Source organism: Aquabacterium sp. OR-4 (assembly GCF_025290835.2).
Lineage (GTDB): Bacteria > Pseudomonadota > Gammaproteobacteria > Burkholderiales > Burkholderiaceae_C > Pseudaquabacterium.
Window position 1 is genome coordinate 915,193 of the sequence record NZ_JAOCQD020000002.1, and the last position, 20,113, is coordinate 935,305.

Below are 20,113 nucleotides of genomic sequence, written 5' to 3' on the forward strand. Positions count from 1 at the left end.
GGCCTGAGCCCCCACCGCAGCCGGCGCGAGCCTGCGCGCGGGCCGGGTCCCGGCCTGACGCAGGCGGCGCGAGCGCGGGTGCTCAGTGGTTGTCGCCCAGCTGATCCAGGATGGCCGGGTTTTCCAGCGTGCTGGTGTCTTGCGTGATGGCCTCGTTCTTGGCCAGCGAGCGCAGCAGGCGGCGCATGATCTTGCCGCTGCGGGTCTTGGGCAGGTTGTCGCCGAAGCGGATGTCCTTGGGCTTGGCGATCGGGCCGATCTCCTTGCCCACCCAGTCGCGCAGCTGCTTGGCAATCGCCTTGGCTTCGTCGCCGGTGGGACGCGGACGCTTGAGCACCACGAAGGCGCAGATGGCCTCGCCGGTGGTGTCGTCGGGGCGGCCCACCACGGCGGCCTCGGCCACCAGCTCGGTGCAGCTGACCAGGGCCGATTCGATCTCCATCGTGCCCATGCGGTGACCCGAGACGTTGAGCACGTCGTCGATGCGGCCGGTGATGGTGAAGTAGCCGGTCTTGGCGTCGCGGATGGCGCCGTCGCCCGCGAGGTAGTACTTGCCCTTGAAGTCTTCAGGGTAGTAGCTCTTCTTGAAGCGCTCGGGGTCGCCCCAGATGGTGCGGATCATGCTGGGCCAGGGGCGCTTGACGACCAGGATGCCACCCTGACCCCAGGGCACGTCCTTGCCGGTTTCATCGACCACCGCGGCCTGGATGCCCGGGAAGGGCAACGTGCACGAGCCCGGCACCATGGGCGTGGCGCCCGGCAGCGGCGTGATCATGTGGCCGCCGGTCTCGGTCTGCCAGAAAGTGTCGACGATCGGGCAGCGGCCGCCACCCACGTGCTGGTGGTACCACTCCCAGGCCGCCGGGTTGATCGGCTCGCCCACCGAGCCCAGGATGCGCAGCGAGCTGAGCTTGTAGCTCTTGGGGTGCACCGCATCGTTGGCCTCGGCGGCCTTGATCAGGCTGCGGATGGCGGTGGGGGCGGTGTAGAAGATCGAGACCTTGTGGTCCTGGATCATCTTCCAGAAGCGGCCGGCATCGGGGTAGGTGGGCACGCCCTCGAACACGATCTCGGTGCCGCCCAGCGCCAGCGGGCCATAGGTGATGTAGGTGTGGCCGGTGACCCAGCCGATGTCGGCGGTGCACCAGAACACATCGTCGGCCTTCAGGTCGAAGGTGAGCTGGGTGGTCAGCGCGGCATGCAGCAGGTAGCCGCCGGTGCTGTGCTGCACGCCCTTGGGCTTGCCGGTGGAGCCGCTGGTGTACAGCAGGAACAGCGGATGCTCGGCACCCACCCACTCGGGCTCGCAGGTGCTGGGCTGGCTGGCGATGACATCGGCCATCCACTGGTCGCGCCCGGCGGTCATGGCCACCTCGGCGCCGCTGCGCTTGACGACCAGCACGTTCTTCACCGAGTCGCAGCCGCCGAGTGCCAGCGCTTCGTCGACGATGCTCTTGAGCGGCAGCTGCTTGCCGCCGCGCACCTGGTGGTCGGCGGTGATCACGGCCTTGGCGCCGGTGTCTTCGATGCGGTCACGCAGGCTCTGCGCCGAGAAACCGCCAAACACCACCGAGTGCGTGGCGCCGATGCGCGCGCAGGCCTGCATGGCGGCCACGCCGTCGATCGACATCGAGATGTAGATCACCACGCGGTCGCCCTTGGCCACGCCCAGGCTCTTCAGGCCGTTGGCGATCTGGCAGGTCTTGGCCAGCAGCTGGCTGTAGCTGATCTTGGTGACCTCGCCACCATCGGCCTCGAAGATGATGGCCGTCTTGTCGCCCAGGCCGCGCTCGACGTTGCGGTCCAGGCAGTTGTAGCTGGCGTTCAGCGTGCCGTCCTCGAACCACTTGAAGAACGGCGCCTCGGCCTCGTTGAGCACCTTGGTGAAGGGCGTCTTCCAGCTCAGCAGCGAGCGCGCATGGCCGGCCCAGAAACCTTCGTAGTCGGCATCGGCCTGCTGGCACAGGGCCTCGTAGGCGGCCATCCCGGAGACATGGGCGCTGTCGACGAGCGCGGCAGGCGGCTGGTAGATCTTCAGTTCGGTGGAACCTTCGGTGGCACTCATGCATGTCTCCTGGATGGATGTCGAACGGATCTTCGGCGCAGGCCCTTGGAGCGGGCATCGCGAGATGCCAGCACCTTAGGCAGGGGCTCTTACGAACCCCTTACTTTGTCCTGCCATTGGCAAACTTCAGGCCAGGGCCTGGCGGACCGTCTTGCGCGGGTGATAGGCAAAACACGCGCCAGCGTGACACAGGCTCTGCCTAGAATCCACGGGATTTCCCCATGGGACTCCGCTTCACGATGGCACATCCTCCTTCCCGCCCGCCGCAACCGGCCGGCCAGTCCCCGCGACTGCCGGCCTTGTCGTCGCTGATCTTTGCCAGCCGCTGGCTGCAACTGCCGCTGTACCTGGGCCTGATCCTGGCGCAGGCGGTGTACGTCTTCCACTTCTGGGTGGAGCTTGTGCACCTGATCGAAGCGGCGTTCGGCAACCAGGGCGCGCTGGCCAGCCTGGTCAACAGCCTGGGCTACAAGGGCACGGCCATCTTCGGCCCCGACGGCAAGACGGTGATCGGCTACGAGCCGATCAAGGCCTTGTCCGAGACCATCATCATGCTGGTGGTGCTGGGCCTGATCGACGTGGTGATGATCAGCAACCTGCTGATCATGGTGATCATCGGCGGCTACGAGACCTTCGTCTCGCGCCTGGGCCTCGAGGGCCACCCCGACCAGCCCGAGTGGCTGAGCCATGTGAACGCCTCGGTGCTGAAGGTCAAGCTGGCCACGGCCATCATCGGCATCAGCTCGATCCACCTGCTCAAGACCTTCATCAACGCCGCCAACTACGAAGAGAAGGTGCTGATCTGGCAGACGGTGATCCATGTCGCCTTCCTGTTCTCGGCGCTGGCCATCGCGGCGGCCGACCGGCTGATGCCGCACGGCCCGGCCGAGCATTGAGCCCCCGGCGCGCCGGCGCGGCCCGGCGCGTCAGCCCAGTGCCAGGCGGATGTCCACCGTGTCGGCGCCGGCCTCGGCCGGTGCGCGCACAAAGCCCAGGCCGCTGGCCAGCGCCAGCATGCGCTGGTTCTCGCGCAGCACGCTGGCCACCAGGCGCTGGGTGCCGCGCTCGCGCAGCGCCTGCATCAGCTTGTGCATCAGCAGCCGGCCCAGGCCGCTGCCCTTGAGCTGCGAGCGCACGATGATGCCGAACTCGGCGTCGCGGTTGTCGGGGTCGATCACCGCACGCACCGCGCCCAGGGTCTGCTCCTGGCCGGCGGCGTCGCGCTCGGTGGCCACGAAGGCGATCTCGCGCGCGTAGTCCACCTGGGTCAGGCGGGCCAGCTCGCTGTGCTCGATGCTGCGCCGGCTGTAGAACACGCGCAGGCGCACATCGTCGGGCTCGAGCGCGGCCAGAAAGGCCAGGTGCTGAGCTTCGTCCTCGGGGCGGATCGGCCGCAGCGTCAGCGCCCGGCCCTGCCACTGCACCAACTCCACCCAGTGCTGCGGGTAGGGCAGGATGGCAAAGTTCGCGGCCCCCGCCGGGCCCGCGGCATCCAGCCGCACCCGTGCATCCAGCGCCACCACGCCACGCGCATCGGCCAGCAGCGGGTTGATGTCGAGCTCGGCCAGCTCGGGCAGCTCGGTCAGCATCTGCGACACCGCCAGCAGCGTGGCATGCAGCGCGGCCTCGTCGATGGCCGGCGTGTCGCGCCAGGCGCCCAGCAGCCGCGCCACGCGGGTGCGGGCCACCAGCGCGCGGGCCAGCGGCACGTTCAGCGGCGGCAGGCCGATGGCGCGGTCGGCCAGCAGCTCGACCGCGGTGCCGCCCTGGCCGAACACGATCACCGGGCCGAACACCGGGTCGATGCTGGCGCCGACGATCAGCTCGCGGGCCTGCGGCCAGCGCTGCATCTGCTGCACCGACAAGCCGGTGATGCGGGCATCGGGCCGCTGCACGGCCACCCGCTGCAGCATGGCCTGGGCGGCCGCGCGCAGCGCCTCGGCGTCGGCCAGGTCGAGCACCACACCGCCCACATCGCTCTTGTGGCTGATCTGCGGCGAGATGATCTTCAGCGCCACCGGATAGCTCAGCGCACCGGGCGCGCCATCGGCCACCGCTGCCACCGCGGCCTGCGGTGTGGCTGCCGTGCTGCGCGTGGCCACCACCGGGATGCGATAGGCCGCCAGCAGCGCCTTGGCCTCGGGCTCGCTCAGCAGCGTGCGGCCGGCGGCCAGCGCCTGGTGCACGATGGCCCGGGCAGCGGCCACATCGGCGGCCAGATCGGCGGCCGCGCCGGGGGCGCCCGGTGCCGCAGCGGGCAGCGCGGCCGGCGGGGTCTCGATCAGCTGGGCCTGGTTGCGACGGTAGGCCACGCCCATCGCGAAGGCGCGCACCGCCTCCTCGGGCGTGGCGTAACAGGCAATGCCGGCGGCGCTGAAGCGCTGCTGCGCCTCGGCCACGGCCGGGCCGCCCAGCCAGCTGGCCAGCACGCGCGGCGGCTGCCCCGGCGCGCTGGCCAGGCGGGGTGCCAGCGCGGCCGCGATCTCGGCGCTGGGCACGATGGCCGTGGGTGCGTGCACGAACAGCAGCGCCGCGGCGGCCGGGTCGGTGGCCAGCGCGTCCAGCGTGTCGAGGTAGCGCTGCACCGGCGCGTCGCCGATGATGTCCACCGGATTGCCGTGCGACCAGTTGGCCGGCAGCACCGCATCCAGCCGGGCCAGCGTGGCCGGCGCCAGGGCGGCCAGCGGGATGCCCTCGCGCGCGGCGGCATCGGCGGCGATCACGCCGGCACCGCCGCCGTTGCTGAGCACCAGCAGCTCGTCGGCGGTGTTGCCGCGCCAGCGCGCCAGCGTCTCGGCGGCCAGGAACAGCTCGTCGAGCGTGTCCACGCGCAGCATGCCGGCGCGGCGAATGGCCGCATCCACCACCTCGTCGGCACCGGCCAGCGCGCCGCTGTGCGAGGCCGCGGCGCGCTGGCCCGGCGCCGAGCGGCCGGCCTTGACCACGATCACCGGCTTGTTGCGCGCCGCCGCCCGCGCCGCCGACATGAACTTGCGCGCCGCGCTGACCGACTCGATGTAGAGCAGGATGGCGCGCGTGTGCGCATCGCTGGCCAGCCAGTCGAGCATGTCGCCAAAGTCGACATCGGCATGCTCGCCCAGCGACACCACCTGCGAGAAGCCGATGCCGCGGCCGCGCGCCCAGTCCAGCACCGCGGTCACCAGCGCGCCCGACTGCGACACGAAGGCCAGCTCGCCCGGCAGCGCACAGGTGTGGGCAAAGCTGGCATCCAGGCCCAGACGCGGCACCTGCAGGCCCAGGCCGTTGGGCCCCAGGATGCGCAGCAGCGTGGGCCGCGCGGCATCGAGCATGGCCTGGCGCTGCGTGGCGTCCAGCCCGGCGGTGAGCACCACCGCGGCGCGCGTGCCCTTGGCGGCCAGCTCGGCGATCAGGCCCGGCAGCGTGGCCGGCGGCGTGCACAGCACCGCCAGCTCGGGCACCGCCGGCAGCGCCGCCACCGACGCGTGGCACACCACGCCCGGCGCGCCGCGGCTGCCGTGCAGGCGCTGCGCCCGCCGGTTCACCGCATACAGCTGGCCGGCATAACCCGCTGCGCGCAGGTTGCGCCACACCAGCGCGCCCAGGCTGCCGGGCCGGTCGGAGGCGCCGACCACCACCACCGAGGCCGGGTCGAACAGGGAATCGAGGTTGCGGATGCTCATGACCCGTCCATGAAAACGGCCTGACTGTGGCTGACTGGCTCGCCGCAGCCGGCGGTGGGCCGGCGCGTGCCGCACCCATGCTGCACGCGCAGCGCGCATTGCACCTGACCGGCGTCAATGCTGCAACGCAACAGCCCTGCACGCCACACGGTGCGGCTTGCGCCGCCGCAAGGCGCCGACGTGGCCAGGGGCCTTGCGTCACACGCAACGGGCCCTGCCAGCGCGATGATGGCCATCAGGCGCCGCCACCGGGTGCGCGCGCAGGAGAGACGAGGCATGGGCCCTGTGTTCGATGCACTGCAGGCCAGCGCTGCGGCCATGGCGGTGCTGGCCGCCGCTGGCGACAGCCCGGCCCGCCTGGCCCGGCACCAGGCGCAGCGCCTGGCCGCCCTGCTGACGCATGCGCAGCAGGCCAGCCCCTGGTGGCGCGAACGCCTGCGCGGCATCGACCCGGCGCGCACACCGCTGCACGCGCTGCCGGTCAGCCGGCGTGGCGAGTTGATGGCCGACTTCGACCACTGGGTCACCGATCCGGCGCTGCGGCTGGCCGAGTTGCGCGCCTTCACCGCCGATGCCTCGCGCATCGCCGAGCCCTGGCTGGACCGCTACCTGGTGTGGGAAAGCTCGGGCACCAGCGGCCTGCCGGGGGTGTTTGTGCACGACGCAGCCACGCTGGCGGTGTATGACGCGCTGGAGGCCCTGCGCCGCAGCGAGCCGCCGTGCTGGTGGCGCTGGCTCGATCCGGCCCAGCTGGGCGAGCGCCTGGTGTTCGTGGGGGCCACCGGCGGGCACTTTGCCAGCCTGGTGAGCCTGCGGCGGCTGCAGCGCCTGCAGCCCTGGCGCGGCGCAGCGCTGGGCATCGTGTCGATCCTGCAGCCCACGGCCGAGCTGGTGGCCGAGCTCAATGCACTGCAGCCCAGCCAGCTGGCCACCTACCCCAGTGCCGCCGCCCTGCTGGCCGACGAGGCCGCCGCCGGCCGGCTGCGCATCCGCCCGCGCACGGTGTGGACCGGCGGCGAAACCCTGACCGACAGCCAGCGCCGGCACATCGCCCACCAGCTGGGCTGCCCGGTGCGCGACAGCTACGGCGCCTCGGAGTTTCTGCCCATCGGCTGGCAGTGCCGGCATGGCGCGTTGCATGTCAATGCCGACTGGGTGATCCTCGAGCCGGTGGACGAGCACCACCGCCCGGTGCCGCCCGGCAGCCTGTCGGCCAACTGCCTGCTCACCAACCTGGCCAACCGGGTGCAGCCGCTGATCCGCTACGAGCTGGGCGACCGCATCCGCATCGCGGCCGAGCGCTGCCGCTGCGGCTCGCCGCTGCCGGTGCTGCAGGTGCAGGGCCGCCACGACGACCGCCTGGTGATGGCCGGCAGGCAGGGCCACCCGGTCACGCTGCTGCCGCTGGCGCTGAGCACGGTGCTGGAGGAGCAGGCCGGGCTCTACGACTTCACCCTCACCCAGCGCGACCGCCACACGCTGGTGCTGCAGCTGCCGCTGCCGGCCGAGCAGGCGGCCGACGCGCTGGCCCGCGGCTGCGCCGCACTCAGCGGCTTTGCGGCGCAGCAGGGCGTAGCCCGGCCGCGGGTGCTGGGCGAGGCCGGCCGGCCGGTGCCGCATGGCCGCAGCGGCAAGGCGCAGCGCATCACGGCGATGGCCTGACGGGCGGCGCGCCGGTCGGCTGCGCGCAAGGCTGCCATGTGCCCGCGCGGCAGGTTCATGCACAACGTGTCAGGCCCACAGGTCAAGCGGCGGGTCGGCCGACAGCGCGCGCATCAGGTCGCCGCGGCCGATGTAGCCCTGCACCTGGCCGCCCTCGTCCACCACCGGCAGGCCCGGCAGGCCGGTGGCGGCCAGCACCTGGGCCAGGCGGCGCACATCGGTGGCCGCCGCCACCGCCGGCACCGGCGTGCGCATGCGCGCCGACACCGGCTGCGCCCAGAAGGCCGTCAGGCGCGAGGGGTCGACCAGCGGCGGCGGTGCCAGATCGGCCAGCCGCGCCAGGCCCACCAGGCCGCCGGCAGCGTTGCGCACCGGCGCCTGGGCCACGCCGCGCGCGCTCAGCAGCTGCCAGGCGCGGCGCAGCGGCACATCGGCCGGCAGCAGCAGCACCTCGTGGCTCATCAGCTCGGCCACGGTGGTGATGCGGTGGCGCGCCACCTCGCCGCCGGGGGCATAGGCCGCCGCGGCGGCGGCCACCGCGTCGCGCCGGGCCGCCGTGGCGCCGTGGCCGTGGCCGTTGCCGCCGGGCTCGCGCTCCAGCGGCCGGCCGGCGTCGTCGAGCGCGCCCACGAAGGTGATCTCGCGGTCGTCCACCGGCGCCACGCGCAGGCCCTGGCCCACGCCGGGCACCCGCCGCAGCTGCTCCAGTGAACCGGTGAACACCCGCCCCGTCGTGCCATAGATGCTGAACATCGCGTCACGCCCCCGCCCCAGCCGAGATGCGCAAGGATACGACGCCGGCCGCCGCACGGGCATGGCCCGGGGGTCAGGTGCGCGTCGGGCACGGTGGCTAAACTGCACGGGTTTGCCCAGGCCTTGCGCAGTGCGTGCGGGGCCGCAGCCATCGCCCCCCTTCCCTCCCTTCCGGCGCGCACCCCCATGAGCACCACCACCACGATCCGCCAGCAAGACCTGATCGACAGCATCGCCGCGGCGCTGCAGTACATCAGCTACTACCACCCGGCCGACTACATCGCCCACCTGGCGCGCGCCTACGAGCGCGAGGAAAGCGCCGCGGCCAAGGACGCCATTGCGCAGATCCTGACCAACAGCCGCATGTGCGCCGAAGGCCGGCGCCCGATCTGCCAGGACACCGGCATCGTCAACGTGTTCCTGAAGATCGGCATGGACGTGCGCTGGGAAGGCTTTACCGGCAGCATCGACGACGCCGTCAACGCCGGCGTGCGCCAGGGCTACCTGAACCCCGACAACGTGCTGCGCGCCAGCGTGCTGGACGACCCGATCTTTGCGCGCAAGAACACCAAGGACAACACGCCCGCCGTGGTGCATGTGGAACTGGTGCCCGGCAACACCATCGACGTGACCGTGGCCGCCAAGGGCGGTGGCAGCGAGAACAAGAGCAAGGTCTACATGCTCAACCCCAGCGACGACATCGTCGAGTGGGTGCTCAAGACCGTGCCCACCATGGGCGCCGGCTGGTGTCCGCCGGGCATGCTGGGCATCGGCGTGGGCGGCACGGCCGAGAAGGCAGTGCTGCTGGCCAAGCAGGCGCTGATGGACGACATCGACATGTACGAGCTGCTCGAGCGCGGCCCGGCCAACAAGCTCGAGGAAATGCGCATCGAGCTGTACGAGAAGGTCAATGCGCTGGGCATCGGCGCGCAGGGCCTGGGCGGCCTGACCACGGTGCTGGACGTGAAGATCAAGACCTTCCCCACCCACGCCGCGAGCAAGCCGATCGCGATGATTCCCAACTGCGCAGCGACGCGGCATGCGCACTTCGTGATGGATGGTTCGGGCCCGGTCTACCTCGATCCGCCCAGCCTCGACCTGTGGCCCAACGTGCACTGGGCGCCCGACTACAACAAGAGCAAGAGCGTCGACCTCGACAGCCTCACCCCCGCCGAGGTGGCCAGCTGGAAGCCGGGCCAGACCCTGCTGCTGAGCGGCAAGCTGCTGACCGGCCGCGACGCCGCGCACAAGCGCATCCAGGACATGCTGGCCAAGGGCGAGCCGTTGCCGGTCGACTTCACCAACCGCGTCATCTACTACGTGGGCCCGGTCGATCCGGTGCGCGACGAGGTGGTGGGCCCGGCCGGCCCCACCACCGCCACGCGCATGGACAAGTTCACCCGCATGATGCTCGAGAAGACCGGGCTGATCGCCATGGTGGGCAAGAGCGAGCGCGGCCCGGTGGCCATCCAGGCCATCCAGGACAACAAGTCGGCCTACCTGATGGCCGTGGGCGGCAGCGCCTACCTGGTGGCCAAGGCCATCAAGGCCGCCAAGGTGCTGGCCTTTGAAGACCTGGGCATGGAAGCCATCTACGAGTTCACCGTCAAGGACATGCCGGTGACCGTGGCGGTGGATTCGCTCGGCACCAGCGTGCACGAGACCGGCCCGAAGGAATGGCAGGCGCGCATCGGCAAGATCCCGGTGACGGTGGCCTGAGCGGCTGAGCGGCTGAGCGGCTGAGCGGCTGAGCGGCTGAGCGGGCCGCCAGGGCCCGGCGCCAGCCCCGGCCTGAAGGCGCCCGCGCAACACATCGTCCCCGCATCCACGGGGTTTGACGGGCAGCGCGGGCAATTCCGCATTGGACGTCGCCGGGCGATGCCAGACAGTCGCGCCCGGTGCGGCCAACCTCGGGCCGCTTGCAGGTGCATCGATGTCGCAGTTTTTCTCCCGTCGCCGCTGGCTGGCACTGGGCCTGGCGCTGGCCGACAGCGCCCGCGGCCAGTCCAACCCGGCGGCCAGCCCGGCGACCACCGGCGCAGCCACCAGCGCCAGCCCGTCGGCCAGCCCGAGCCCCGGCCGCAACGAGCCGGTGGTGATCGGCCAGAGTGCCCACCTCAGCGGCCCGCTGGCCACCACCTTTCTGGGCGTGCTGGCCGGCCAGCGCCTGGCGCTGACGCAGTTCAATGCGCGCGGCGGCGTGGCCGGGCGGCCGGTGCAGCTGATCACGCTGGACGACGGCTACGACGTCAAGCGCTGCGTGGCCAATGTGCGCCAGCTGATCGAGCGTGAACGCATCACCGCGCTGTTTGGCCTGGCCAGCACGCCCAACGTGGCGGCGGTGCTGCCGCTGCTGGCCGAGCGCCAGGTGCCGCTGGTGGGTGTCTACGGCGGCTCGCCCTCGCTGCGCGTGCAGCAGCACCCGTATTTCTTCACCACCACGGCCAGCTACCGCGACGAGGTGCTGCACATGCTGCGCAACCAGAAGACGCTGCAGCGCGAGCGCGTGGCCCTGGTCTACCAGAACGCCGCCTTCGGCCAGCTGATGCGCCCGGTGGTGGACGAGGCCGCGCGCGAGCTGGGCATGCAGGTGGTGGCGCGCGTGCCGCTCGAGGCCGATGGCAGCAACAGCGTGGCCGCCGCCGCCAGCGTGGCCGAGGCGCGGCCGCAGGCGGTGATCCTGATGGCCTTCGGGCCGCCCATCGTGCCCTTCATCAAGGCCGCACGGCAAAGCGTGGCCGCGCCGCTCTACGCGATCTCGATCGCCAATGCCAAGGCGCTGATCGAGGCCATGGGCGACGATGCCCGCGGCCTGGCCATCACCCAGGTGATTCCGCCGCCCTGGCGCAGCCAGGACGCGCTGGTGCGCGACTTCAGCGCCGCCAGCACCCGCGCCGGCACACCGGCCGACTACGAGCACTTCTACGGCTACCTCAACCTGCGCATCCTGCTCGAGGCGCTCAAGCGCGCCGGCCGCGGCGTGACGCCGGCCAAGCTGGTGAGCACGCTGGAAGGCATGAACCGCGTCGACCTGGGTGGCTACACGCTGAGCTTCTCACCCGGCAACCACCACGGCTCGAGCTACGTGGACAGCACCATCGTCGGGCCCGGCGGACGCTTCATCCGTTGAGCGGCGGTGCCGCCGCCACGCCGGCGGCCGGGCCGGCCGGCAGCGCCCGCACCACGCGCTGCGGAAACGGGATCTCGACGCCCTGCGCATCGAGGGCGCGCAGCACCGCCAGGTTGACGTCGCTGCGCACATTGCCCTGGCCGTTCTCGATGTCGGCCACCCAGAACACCAGCGTGAGCTCCAGGCCATCGGCGGCAAAGCTGCTCAGCTGCACCGAGGGCATGGGGTCGTGCAGCACCCGCGCCACGGCGGCCATGGCGCGCACCAGCTCGGGCATCAGCGCCTCGACATCGCTGCCGTAGGCCACCTGCACGGTGGTGGTGAGCGCCACCTTGGGATCGGCGAACGAGCAGTTCTCGACCCGCTGGGTGATCATCATCTCGTTGGGCACGATGGCCTCGCGGCCGTTGTTGGCCCGGATCACCGTGTAGCGCGTGCTGATGTCGGTGATGCGGCCCTCGAAGTTGTCGACCCGCACCACATCGCCAATGCGCAGCGAGCGCTCGGCCAGGATGACGAAACCCGACACGTAGTTGGCCGCCAGCTTCTGCAGGCCCAGGCCGATGCCCACGCCCACCGCGCCGCCCAGCACACCGAGTGCGCCCAGCGGAATGCCGGCCGCCGACATGGCCAGCAGCAGGCCGACCAGCAGCAGGCCGGCGCGCGTGGCATTGGCGGCGATCTTGCGCACGCTGAGGTTCACGCCGGTGGCACGCATCAGCCGCGATTCGATCGAGGCCGACAGCCACAGCACCGCCACCAGCACCGCGGCCGCGGTGAGCGCGCCTTCCACCAGGCTGCGCAGCGTGACCGGGGCCCCGCCGATCTTCCAGCTCACGCCCTCCATCTCGGCCAGCAGCACCGGCAGCAGGCCGGTGATCCACAGCACCAGCACGGCCCACACGCCCCAGCTGATGGTGCGCTCGAGCGCCCGCACCAGCGGCGACTTGGGAAACGCCGCATGCAGCACCCGCACGGCGATGCGGATCACTGCCAGGCTGGCCAGCATGGGCACTGCCACATGGAACACCGCCAATGGCAGCTTGTGGCTCAGCGCCACCATGCGCGCGCCCTGCGCCAGCGCCAGCGCCAGCAGCGGAAACAGCACGCCGTCGAAGCCGCGCTCGCCAAACAGGATGCCGGGCTCGCCGGCTGGCCGGGTGAGCCGCAGCACCAGCCAGGCCAGGCCCAGGCACAGCGCCAGCACACCCAGCTCGGCCAGGGCCGTGGGGTGCAGCAGCGACTGAAAAAGATCGAGGAAAGCGTCGAGACCGTTCATTGCCTCGATTCTGGCTTGAACCCGTAGTGTCGAAGCCTGGGCAGCTGCCGTCGCGAGCGGGCTCAGGGTGGTTCGAGCAACGCAGCCGTACACCCGTACGGCGAGTAGCGCAGGGCCGCCATGTGCCCGCGCAGCAGGCAGATGCCTAGGCTTCGGGCTGCATGTCGATCGCGCCGCAGGGGCACTCGGCGGCGCACATGCCACAGCCCTTGCAGTAATCCAGGTTGATCTGGAAGCGCTGGCCGGGCCCCAGCTTGATCACCGCGTTGTCGGGGCACACGCCGTAGCAGTTGTCGCACTCGAAGCAGTTGCCGCAGCTCAGGCAGCGCCGCGCCTCGAACAGCGCATTGGCCTCGGTGAGCCCGCCCTGCACCTCGTCAAAGCTGCTGCTGCGGCGCGCGGCATCGAGCTGCGGCCGCACGGTGGCCGGCGCATCGCTGTAATACCAGGGGTTCAGGCGCTCGAAGGAGGCCAGTGCGTGTTTTGGCGCGGCGCATGCCTGCGCGTCGCGCAGCCAGGCATCGATGTGGCGGGCGGCCTTCTTGCCATGGCCCACGGCGACGGTGACATTGCGCTCGGCCGGCACCATATCGCCACCGGCAAAGAGGCCGGCACGGCCGGTCATCAGCGTGGCCGGATCGACCTGCACCACGCCGTCGCGCAGCACCAGGCCGGGCACGCCGTGCAGCAGGCTCAGATCGACATCCTGGCCCAGCGCCAGCACCAGCGCATCGGCCTGCAGGGTTTCGTACTCGCCGGTCGGCTGGGGCTTGCCGTCGGCGTCGAGCTGCATCTTCTCGAGCGTGAGCGTGTCGCCCGCGGCCTGCGAGATGGTGGACAGCCACTTCACCTGCACGCCCTCCTGCAGCGCCTCTTCCACCTCGAAATCGTGCGCCGGCATCTGGCCGCGGGTGCGGCGGTAGACGATCACGGCCTCGGTGGCGCCCAGGCGGCGTGCGGTGCGGGCCACGTCGAGGGCGGTGTTGCCGCCGCCGTACACCGCCACGCGCCGGCCCAGCAGCGGTTTCTGGTCGCCTTCCATCGAGCGCAGCACGCTCACCGCGTCGAGGATGCGTGCCGAATCCTTGGCCGGAATGAAGGCGCGCTTGGCGATGTGCGCGCCCACGGCCAGAAAGGTGGCATCGAAGCCGGCCATCTCGGCCTGCAGATCGGCCACGCGGGTGTTGCACTGCACCGTGACGCCCATGGCCACGATGCGCTGCATCTCGGCCTCGAGCACCTCGCGCGGCAGGCGGTAGCGCGGGATGCCGAAGCGCATCATGCCGCCCATCTGCGGCCCCGCCTCCTTGACCGTGACGCGGTGGCCCAGGCGCCGCAGGTGGTAGGCCGCCGACATGCCCGAAGGCCCGGCACCCACCACCAGCACCTGCTTGCCCGACTCTTGCGCCGGCGGCGTGAAGGCCCAGCCGCGTGCGATGGCCTCGTCGCCCAGGAAACGCTCGACCGAGTTGATGCCCACCGCGGCATCGAGCTGGCCGCGGTTGCAGGCCGCTTCGCAGCTGTGATAGCACACCCGGCCCATGGTGGCCGGAAACGGGTTGTCGCGCGTGAGCTGGCGCCAGGCGCTTTCATAGTCACCACTTTCGGCATGGAACAGCCAGCCCTGGATGTCTTCACCGGCCGGGCACTGGGCATTGCAGGGCGGCAGGTGGTCGGCATACACCGGGCGCTGGCTGCGCCAGCTGCCGGTGTGGTTGGCCAGCGAGCTGCCAGGGTCCAGCGTGATGGCAAACGGCTTGTGCATGGTCAGGCCTCCTGCGCTGCGTCGATCAAGCCAAAACGCCGGATGTTCTTGTCGGCATCGGCCTGGATGCGCGCCAGCATCTCGGGGTGGCCGGCCTGGCCGCCGTGGGCGAAGAGATGGGCGAAGCGTTTCTGTGGTTTCAGGTAATCAGCCACCGGCACGCGGTGGCGGATCTTCTGCACCGCGGTGATCTCGCCATGCTGGGCCTCGAACACCGGAAACAGCCCGCTCTCGCGCGCCAGCCGGGCCAGGCGGATGGTGTCGTGGCTGGCCGCGCCCCAGCCCAGCGGACAGGGCACCAGGATGTGCAGATAACGTGCGCCGCGGATGGCCATCGCACGCTCGACCTTGGCCTCCAGATCGTGCAAGTCGGCCACGGTGGCGGTGGCCACATACGGGATCTCATGCGCCATGGCGATCAGCGGCAGGTTCTTGCCCTGGCCGAACACCGCGCCGGGCTCGCGGCCCAGCGCCTGCGTGGTGGCCGTGCGCGCAGCCGGCGGCGTGGCGCTGCTGCGCTGCACGCCGGTGTTCATGTAGGCCTCGTTGTCGTAGCAGATGTAGAGCACATCGTCGTTGCGCTCGAACATGCCACTCAAGCAGCCGAAGCCGATGTCGGTGGTGCCGCCATCGCCGCCCTGGGCGATCACGCGCACCGGCTTCTCACCGCGGTCACGCCCCTTGACCTTCAGCGCCGCGGCAATGCCGGTGCCCACCGCCGCGGCATTGCCGAACAGCGAGTGGATCCAGGGCAGCTGCCAGCTGGTTTCAGGGTAGGGCGTGGAGAACACCTCCAGGCAGCCAGTGGCGTTGGCGGCGATCAGCTGGCCGCTGGTGGCGCGCATCGCGGCATCCACCGCATAGCGCGCGCCCAGCGCCTCGCCGCAGCCCTGGCAGGCGCGGTGGCCGCTGTTGAGCGAGTTGTTGCGCTCGGTGCTGGCCTGCACGCTGCGCTGCTCGGGCGCCAGCAGGCGGTTGCCCACGGTGAAGGTGCCGGTCTGGTAGAACTTGACTGCGGTCATGGGAGCCCCTCGTCCGACGGGTCCGTCGGCCGGCCCCCCGAGGGGACGCGGGCCGGCTTGGGAGCGGCCCGGCGCTCGGCCCGCTCGCTCTGATCCGCACCGCGTACGGCCGGCATGCTGCCCAGATCGCGCAGCAGGTTCTCGGCGATCGGCCCGCTGCGGCGCTGGGCCGCCTCGCGCTCCAGCTGGCGGTTGACGATGCGCCAGTCCAGATCCAGAAAGCTCAAGGGCGGCAGCGTACCGGCCACCGCCTCGTGCAGCATGCGCGCCAGCGAGGCCTGCGTGATGGCCCGGCCACCCAGCCCGGCCACCACGGTGTGGCCGTGCAGGTGCAGGCCCGAGAGCGCCAGGCGCACATCGGTGCTGACCACGCCGCCCAGGCCCACCGAAAAGCTCTTTTCCAGCACCACCACGCGCTGTGCGCCGGCCAGCGCCTCGCGCACCGCCGCCAGCGGAAACGGCCGAAAGCTGTGGATGCCCAATACGCCGATCTTTTGGCCCTCGTCGCGCAAGGCATCCACCGTGTCCTTCAGCGTGCCCAGCACCGAGCCCAGCGCCACCACGATGGTGGCCGCGTCATCGCAGCGGTAGGCCCGCACCAGGCCGCCCGAGCGGCGGCCGAAGCGCTGCGCAAACTCGTCGGCGATCTGCGGAATGCGCTCCAGCGCCTGCAGCTGCCGCGCGTGCGCCAGGTAGCGCACCTCCATGAAGGCCTCGGGCCCGACCATCGCGCCGATCGACACCGGCTCGGCCGGATCGAGCACCTGGCGCGGCACATAGGGCGGCAAAAAGGCATCCACCTCAGCCTGGTCGGGCAGGTTCACCGGCTCGTAGGCGTGGGTCAGGATGAAGCCGTCCATGCACACCATCACCGGCAGCGACAGCTCCTCGGCCAGCTTGAAGGCCTGGAGGTGCAGGTCCAGCGCCTCCTGGTTGTTCTCGGCAAACAGCTGGATCCAGCCGCAATCGCGCTGGCTCATGCTGTCGGAGTGGTCGTTCCAGATGTTGATCGGCGCACCGATGGCGCGGTTGGCCACGGTCATCACGATGGGCAGGCCCAGGCCGCTGGCGTTGTACACCGCCTCGGCCATGAACAGCAGGCCCTGGCTGGCGGTGGCGGTGTAGGCCCGCGCACCGGCCGCCGAGGCGCCGATGGCCACGCTCATGGCCGCGAACTCGCTCTCCACGTTGATGAACTCGCAGGGCGTGAGCTGCCCGCTTTTGACCAGCGCGCCCAGGCCTTCGACGATGTGCGTCTGCGGCGAAATCGGGTAGGCGCAGATCACCTCGGGCCGGGCCAGGGCCACGGCACGCGCCACGGCCACCGAGCCCTCGATCTGCTCGCGGTGGCCACCGGGGCGGGTGGCGGCTTCAACGGGCGGCATGGCGCAGCTCCTCGATCTCGCGGCTCACATGGGCAAAGGCCTCGCTGGCGGCGGCCACATTGGCCTCGGCCAGCTGGCCCTTGAACTTGTCGCGGATGGCATGCGCCACCGCATCCAGCGACACCAGCCCGGCCAGCGCCGCAAAACCGCCCAGCAGCACGGCGTTCGGCAGCGGCCGGCCCAGGTGTTTTTGCGCGATGTCGGTGGCCGGCACGGTGGTGAGCCGCTCGTGGCGAAAGCGCGAGGCCATATCGCCCAGGCCCAGCGCGTCAAAGCCCAGGCGGCTGTTGATCAGCACATAGCCATCGGGCTGCAGGCCCTGGAACACATCCACCTGGTGCAGCAGCGTGGCGTCCTGCACGATCAGCACATCGGGCGCCATGATCGGCTCGCGCAGCCGGATCTCGCGGTCATCGATGCGGCAGAAGGCCACCACCGGCGCGCCGGTGCGCTCGGAGCCGAAGCTGGGAAACGCCTGCGCGCAGCGGCCCTGCCAGAAGGCGGCGATCGAGAGCATCTCGGCAGCCGTGACCACCCCCTGCCCGCCCCGCCCGTGAATGCGGATCTGCAGCATGCGCGCTCCTCTTCGTCCCGTGGTGCGGGTGTGAAGTGGGCATTCTTCGGCGCGGCTCCGGCGCGCAGGTTGAGCGGCGTCAAGCACCGTGGAACGGCGGGCCCAGCGCCGGGCCGCGCCCAGGCGGGCCCGCCTACCCGCCCGGCGGGTGGACTCACGTGCCCGTGAGGCCGGGGGCTCCCGCTAGCGAACGGCGGGCTCCAGCAGGCGCAGCGTGCCGGCCGTGGCGTCGATCTCGGCCGGCAGGCCGATGGGCACGGTGAACTTCTGGCGGATGTGGCCGATCATCGCGCCGCGGTAGACCGGCACCTTGAGCGGCGCGAACCAGTCGTCAAACACCTCGTCGAGCGTCAACGTGCCGTAGCCATCGCCCGGCGTGCACTTGGTGAACTGGCCGATGGCCACACCGGCCAGGCGATCCAAGACACCGGCCAGCTTCAGCGTGGACAGCATGCGGTCGACGCGGTAGATGTACTCGTTGATCTCTTCAAGGAACAGGATCGCGCCGTCGAAGCTGGGCAGGTAGTCGGAGCCGGTCATCGCGCTCAGCACCGCCAGGTTGCCGCCCAGCAGCGGGCCGCGCGCCAGGCCCGGCGTGAGGGTGCGCGTGCGGTGCTCGGCCGGCGCCGGCAGGCCGTCCAGATCACGCGGGTTGCGCAGCGTCATCGCCTCGGCGTCCATCGCCACGCCACGAAAGTGCCGCAGGCTGAACGCGTTCCACGACGACACGCCCACCGGCGCATGGAAGCTCACCAGCCCGGTGCGCGCAAACACCGCATTGATCAGCGCGGTGATGTCGGAGAAGCCCCCCAGGAACTTCGGGTTGCCGCGGATCAGGCCGTAGTCCAGCAGCGGCAGGATGCGGTTGCCGCCCGAGCCGCCGGTGAGCGCCAGGATGCCCTGCACGCCGGGGTCGGCGAAGAAGCCGTTGATGTCGGCCGCGCGGCCGGCATCGCTGCCGGCCAGGTGGCCGCGGCGCGCACGCAGGTGCGCGCCTTCCACCACCTTGAAGCCCATGGCGCTGAGCGTGTCGTGGGCAATCTCGTAGGGCTCGCGCTCGTACACGGCATGCGAGGGGTTGACCAGGCCGATGGTGTCGCCGGGCTTCAGGCGCGCGGCCTTCAGCAGCGGCAGGCGGGTGCCGTTGCCGGCGGCCTGGGTGGCGCCGCCGGCACCTGCCAGGCCGGCGCCCATCAGCGCGGCGATGCCGGCCTGCAGCGCGCGGCGCCGAGAGAGGTGCGGCTCAGAGCACACGCGGAAACTCCCGGCGCACGCGCTCGCGGTCGCCATGGTCGAAGTGCCACCACTCGGAGGGGATGCCGTGGAAGCCGCCCTGCGCCATGGCCGCATACAGCCAGCCGCGCTCGGCCACCTGCGCGGCGCTGAGCACGCCAAGCGCCAGGTGCTGGGCATCGAGCGCCGGGTGCGAGCGCAACGCCATCTCGTCGTAGCCGGCGCCCATGTCGCATTCAAGGCCGTCGGGGCGCAGCACGGTCACATCCACCGCCATGCCGAAGCTGTGCACCGAGCCGCGCACCGGCTCGGCAAAGTAGTGGGCCAGGTCGGTGCCGGCCACATCGGCCCAGATCGCCTCCTGCACGCGCTGCGGGCGCAGCGCATCCAGCACCAGCAGGCGGTGGCCGGGGCGGTGCGCGGCCAGCCATTCGGCCGCGGCCTCCAGGCCCTGCGCCGCCTCGCGGCGGACCCAGGCGCAATCCAGGCCCGGATACAGCACGCGGCCGGCAAAGTTGTTGCGGCCGGCATAACGCAGATCGTGCGCGACACCGTTCAGGCTGGCCAGGCGGCGGAAGTCAGGGTGGGCGGCGATGGCCTCCACCGGCAGGCTGCCGCCGCTCATGCCGGCACCGTGTCGGCCTGCGCCAGGCAGGCCTCGGCCGCCTCGCCCAGAAACCGCACCAGCCGCCGCGCGCCTTGCGACAAGGGCATGGCCGACGGGGTGAGCAGGTACAGAGGCACCGGCATCTCCGGGTCCAGCGGGCGCACCACCACGCGCTGGCGATCGGCCGAGGCCGCGGTGAAGGGATCGACCACCGCCGCACCCAGGCCGGCTTCGGCCAGCGCGCGCGCCAGCTGGTAGGTCTGCACGGTGATGCGGAACTGCAGCTGCACGCCCTGGGCCTCGCACTCCTGGCTGAGCCGCAGGCCCAGCGGGTCGTCGCCGGCCAGGCCGATCAGCTCGGAGGGCAGCTCGGTGATGGCCAGCGGCAGGCCGGCGGCTTCGCCCGCGCGACGGCCGGCACGCGCGGGCTTGCGCGGCAGCAGCACCATCATGCGCCCCGAGGCCAGCGGCTCGGCGCGGATGCCGGGGTGCTTGGGGTCATGCAGCGCCAGGCCCAGCTCGGCCTCGCCCAGCAGCAGCGCATTGACCAGCTCGCGGGTGTGCTGGGTGCTGAGCTCGCAGCGGCCATCGGGTTGGGCCAGCGACCAGCGCGTCATCGCCGCCGGCACCACCGCCGCACCCAGCGCCGGCGTGACCGACAGCTTGACCGTCTGCGCCTCGCCGTTCTTCAGGCTCACCGCCAGGCGGCGGATGGCCACCAGATCGGCATGCAGCTTGTCCACCTCGGTGAACAGGCGCAGCGCCTCGGGCGTGGGGTAGAACTTGCCGCGCACGCGCTCGAACAGCAGCAGGCCCAGCTGCGCCTCGGCATGCTGCAGCACCTTGGTGACCGCCGGCTGCGAGATGTGCAGCAGGTGCGCGGCACCGCTCACCGTGCCGGCCCGCATCACGGCGTGAAAAACTTCGATGTGGCGCAGCCGCATGGCCTTGGCGAATCCTGGCGTGAAATGGACAA

Annotated in this window: 15 protein-coding genes; 4 read left to right on the top strand and 11 right to left on the bottom strand. The window is 71.3% G+C overall.

Annotated features, from left to right (window positions below):
* Positions 1-82 precede the first annotated feature (82 nt).
* Positions 83-2,065 carry an acetate--CoA ligase gene (acs, locus tag N4G63_RS16380; protein ID WP_260786513.1) on the bottom strand — a complete coding sequence of 661 codons (1,983 nt, stop codon included), beginning with the start codon at positions 2,063-2,065 and terminating at the stop codon, positions 83-85.
* Positions 2,066-2,304: 239 nt separating this feature from the next.
* Between acs and N4G63_RS16385 the strand changes: the two genes are divergently transcribed.
* Positions 2,305-2,961: a TIGR00645 family protein gene (locus N4G63_RS16385; protein ID WP_260786731.1), complete on the top strand. Its 657-nt coding sequence runs from the start codon at positions 2,305-2,307 to the stop codon at positions 2,959-2,961.
* A gap of 30 nt (positions 2,962-2,991) precedes the next feature.
* On the opposite strand, the gene N4G63_RS16390 is transcribed toward N4G63_RS16385, so the two are convergent.
* A complete protein-coding gene (locus N4G63_RS16390) occupies positions 2,992-5,727 on the bottom strand; it encodes a bifunctional acetate--CoA ligase family protein/GNAT family N-acetyltransferase (protein ID WP_260786514.1) in 2,736 nt (911 codons plus the stop codon).
* Positions 5,728-6,003: 276 nt separating this feature from the next.
* Here N4G63_RS16390 and N4G63_RS16395 point away from each other — a divergent pair, with 276 nt between their 5' ends.
* The gene (locus N4G63_RS16395) at positions 6,004-7,389 is read left to right on the top strand and encodes a phenylacetate--CoA ligase family protein (RefSeq protein WP_314599936.1); all 1,386 of its coding nucleotides are present in this window, start codon (positions 6,004-6,006) and stop codon (positions 7,387-7,389) included.
* Between the two features lie 69 nt (positions 7,390-7,458).
* Here N4G63_RS16395 and N4G63_RS16400 read toward each other — a convergent pair whose 3' ends face one another.
* The gene (locus N4G63_RS16400) at positions 7,459-8,142 is read right to left on the bottom strand and encodes a CBS domain-containing protein (protein WP_260786517.1); all 684 of its coding nucleotides are present in this window, start codon (positions 8,140-8,142) and stop codon (positions 7,459-7,461) included.
* 186 nt (positions 8,143-8,328) lie between these two features.
* Here N4G63_RS16400 and N4G63_RS16405 point away from each other — a divergent pair, with 186 nt between their 5' ends.
* Both N4G63_RS16405 and N4G63_RS16410 read left to right on the top strand, forming a co-directional pair.
* Positions 8,329-9,861 carry a fumarate hydratase gene (locus tag N4G63_RS16405; RefSeq protein WP_260786518.1) on the top strand — a complete coding sequence of 511 codons (1,533 nt, stop codon included), beginning with the start codon at positions 8,329-8,331 and terminating at the stop codon, positions 9,859-9,861.
* 214 nt (positions 9,862-10,075) lie between these two features.
* Positions 10,076-11,272, top strand: coding sequence for an ABC transporter substrate-binding protein (locus N4G63_RS16410; protein ID WP_260786519.1), 1,197 nt, complete (start codon positions 10,076-10,078; stop codon positions 11,270-11,272).
* Here N4G63_RS16410 and N4G63_RS16415 read toward each other — a convergent pair.
* The 8 genes from N4G63_RS16415 to N4G63_RS16450 form a co-directional block, all read right to left on the bottom strand.
* A complete protein-coding gene (locus N4G63_RS16415) occupies positions 11,262-12,551 on the bottom strand; it encodes a mechanosensitive ion channel family protein (protein WP_260786520.1) in 1,290 nt (429 codons plus the stop codon). The two genes, N4G63_RS16410 and N4G63_RS16415, sit on opposite strands and share 11 nt — an antisense overlap.
* Before the next feature lie 145 nt (positions 12,552-12,696).
* Positions 12,697-14,316 carry an NAD(P)-binding protein gene (locus N4G63_RS16420; RefSeq protein ID WP_260786521.1) on the bottom strand — a complete coding sequence of 540 codons (1,620 nt, stop codon included), beginning with the start codon at positions 14,314-14,316 and terminating at the stop codon, positions 12,697-12,699.
* A gap of 2 nt (positions 14,317-14,318) precedes the next feature.
* The gene (locus tag N4G63_RS16425; RefSeq protein ID WP_260786733.1) at positions 14,319-15,338 is read right to left on the bottom strand and encodes a thiamine pyrophosphate-dependent enzyme; all 1,020 of its coding nucleotides are present in this window, start codon (positions 15,336-15,338) and stop codon (positions 14,319-14,321) included.
* The gene (porA, locus tag N4G63_RS16430; RefSeq protein WP_314599937.1) at positions 15,335-16,723 is read right to left on the bottom strand and encodes a pyruvate ferredoxin oxidoreductase; all 1,389 of its coding nucleotides are present in this window, start codon (positions 16,721-16,723) and stop codon (positions 15,335-15,337) included. The genes N4G63_RS16425 and porA overlap by 4 nt, the downstream gene beginning before the upstream one ends.
* Positions 16,710-17,297, bottom strand: a complete 588-nt coding sequence (locus N4G63_RS16435) for a 2-oxoacid:acceptor oxidoreductase family protein (protein WP_260786522.1) — start codon at positions 17,295-17,297, stop codon at positions 16,710-16,712. Before N4G63_RS16435 ends, porA begins: the two co-directional genes overlap by 14 nt.
* A 183-nt stretch (positions 17,298-17,480) precedes the next feature.
* Positions 17,481-18,551, bottom strand: coding sequence for a S66 peptidase family protein (locus tag N4G63_RS16440; RefSeq protein WP_260786523.1), 1,071 nt, complete (start codon positions 18,549-18,551; stop codon positions 17,481-17,483).
* Entirely contained in the window at positions 18,541-19,155 is a 615-nt protein-coding gene (locus N4G63_RS16445; RefSeq protein ID WP_314599938.1) for a M15 family metallopeptidase, read from the bottom strand. Before N4G63_RS16445 ends, N4G63_RS16440 begins: the two co-directional genes overlap by 11 nt.
* Entirely contained in the window at positions 19,152-20,081 is a 930-nt protein-coding gene (locus N4G63_RS16450; RefSeq protein WP_314599939.1) for a LysR family transcriptional regulator, read from the bottom strand. The genes N4G63_RS16445 and N4G63_RS16450 overlap by 4 nt, the downstream gene beginning before the upstream one ends.
* Between the last annotated feature and the right edge of the window lie 32 nt (positions 20,082-20,113).

Bases quoted from the DNA above. Each gene is read 5' to 3' on its own strand.
- acs (WP_260786513.1), bottom strand. From the start codon at position 2,065: ATGAGTGCCACCGAAGGTTCCACCGAACTGAAGATCTACCAGCCGCCT.
- N4G63_RS16385 (WP_260786731.1), top strand. From the start codon at position 2,305: ATGGCACATCCTCCTTCCCGCCCGCCGCAACCGGCCGGCCAGTCCCCG.
- N4G63_RS16390 (WP_260786514.1), bottom strand. From the start codon at position 5,727: ATGAGCATCCGCAACCTCGATTCCCTGTTCGACCCGGCCTCGGTGGTG.
- N4G63_RS16395 (WP_314599936.1), top strand. From the start codon at position 6,004: ATGGGCCCTGTGTTCGATGCACTGCAGGCCAGCGCTGCGGCCATGGCG.
- N4G63_RS16400 (WP_260786517.1), bottom strand. From the start codon at position 8,142: ATGTTCAGCATCTATGGCACGACGGGGCGGGTGTTCACCGGTTCACTG.
- N4G63_RS16405 (WP_260786518.1), top strand. From the start codon at position 8,329: ATGAGCACCACCACCACGATCCGCCAGCAAGACCTGATCGACAGCATC.
- N4G63_RS16410 (WP_260786519.1), top strand. From the start codon at position 10,076: ATGTCGCAGTTTTTCTCCCGTCGCCGCTGGCTGGCACTGGGCCTGGCG.
- N4G63_RS16415 (WP_260786520.1), bottom strand. From the start codon at position 12,551: ATGAACGGTCTCGACGCTTTCCTCGATCTTTTTCAGTCGCTGCTGCAC.
- N4G63_RS16420 (WP_260786521.1), bottom strand. From the start codon at position 14,316: ATGCACAAGCCGTTTGCCATCACGCTGGACCCTGGCAGCTCGCTGGCC.
- N4G63_RS16425 (WP_260786733.1), bottom strand. From the start codon at position 15,338: ATGACCGCAGTCAAGTTCTACCAGACCGGCACCTTCACCGTGGGCAAC.
- porA (WP_314599937.1), bottom strand. From the start codon at position 16,723: ATGCCGCCCGTTGAAGCCGCCACCCGCCCCGGTGGCCACCGCGAGCAG.
- N4G63_RS16435 (WP_260786522.1), bottom strand. From the start codon at position 17,297: ATGCTGCAGATCCGCATTCACGGGCGGGGCGGGCAGGGGGTGGTCACG.
- N4G63_RS16445 (WP_314599938.1), bottom strand. From the start codon at position 19,155: ATGAGCGGCGGCAGCCTGCCGGTGGAGGCCATCGCCGCCCACCCTGAC.
- N4G63_RS16450 (WP_314599939.1), bottom strand. From the start codon at position 20,081: ATGCGGCTGCGCCACATCGAAGTTTTTCACGCCGTGATGCGGGCCGGC.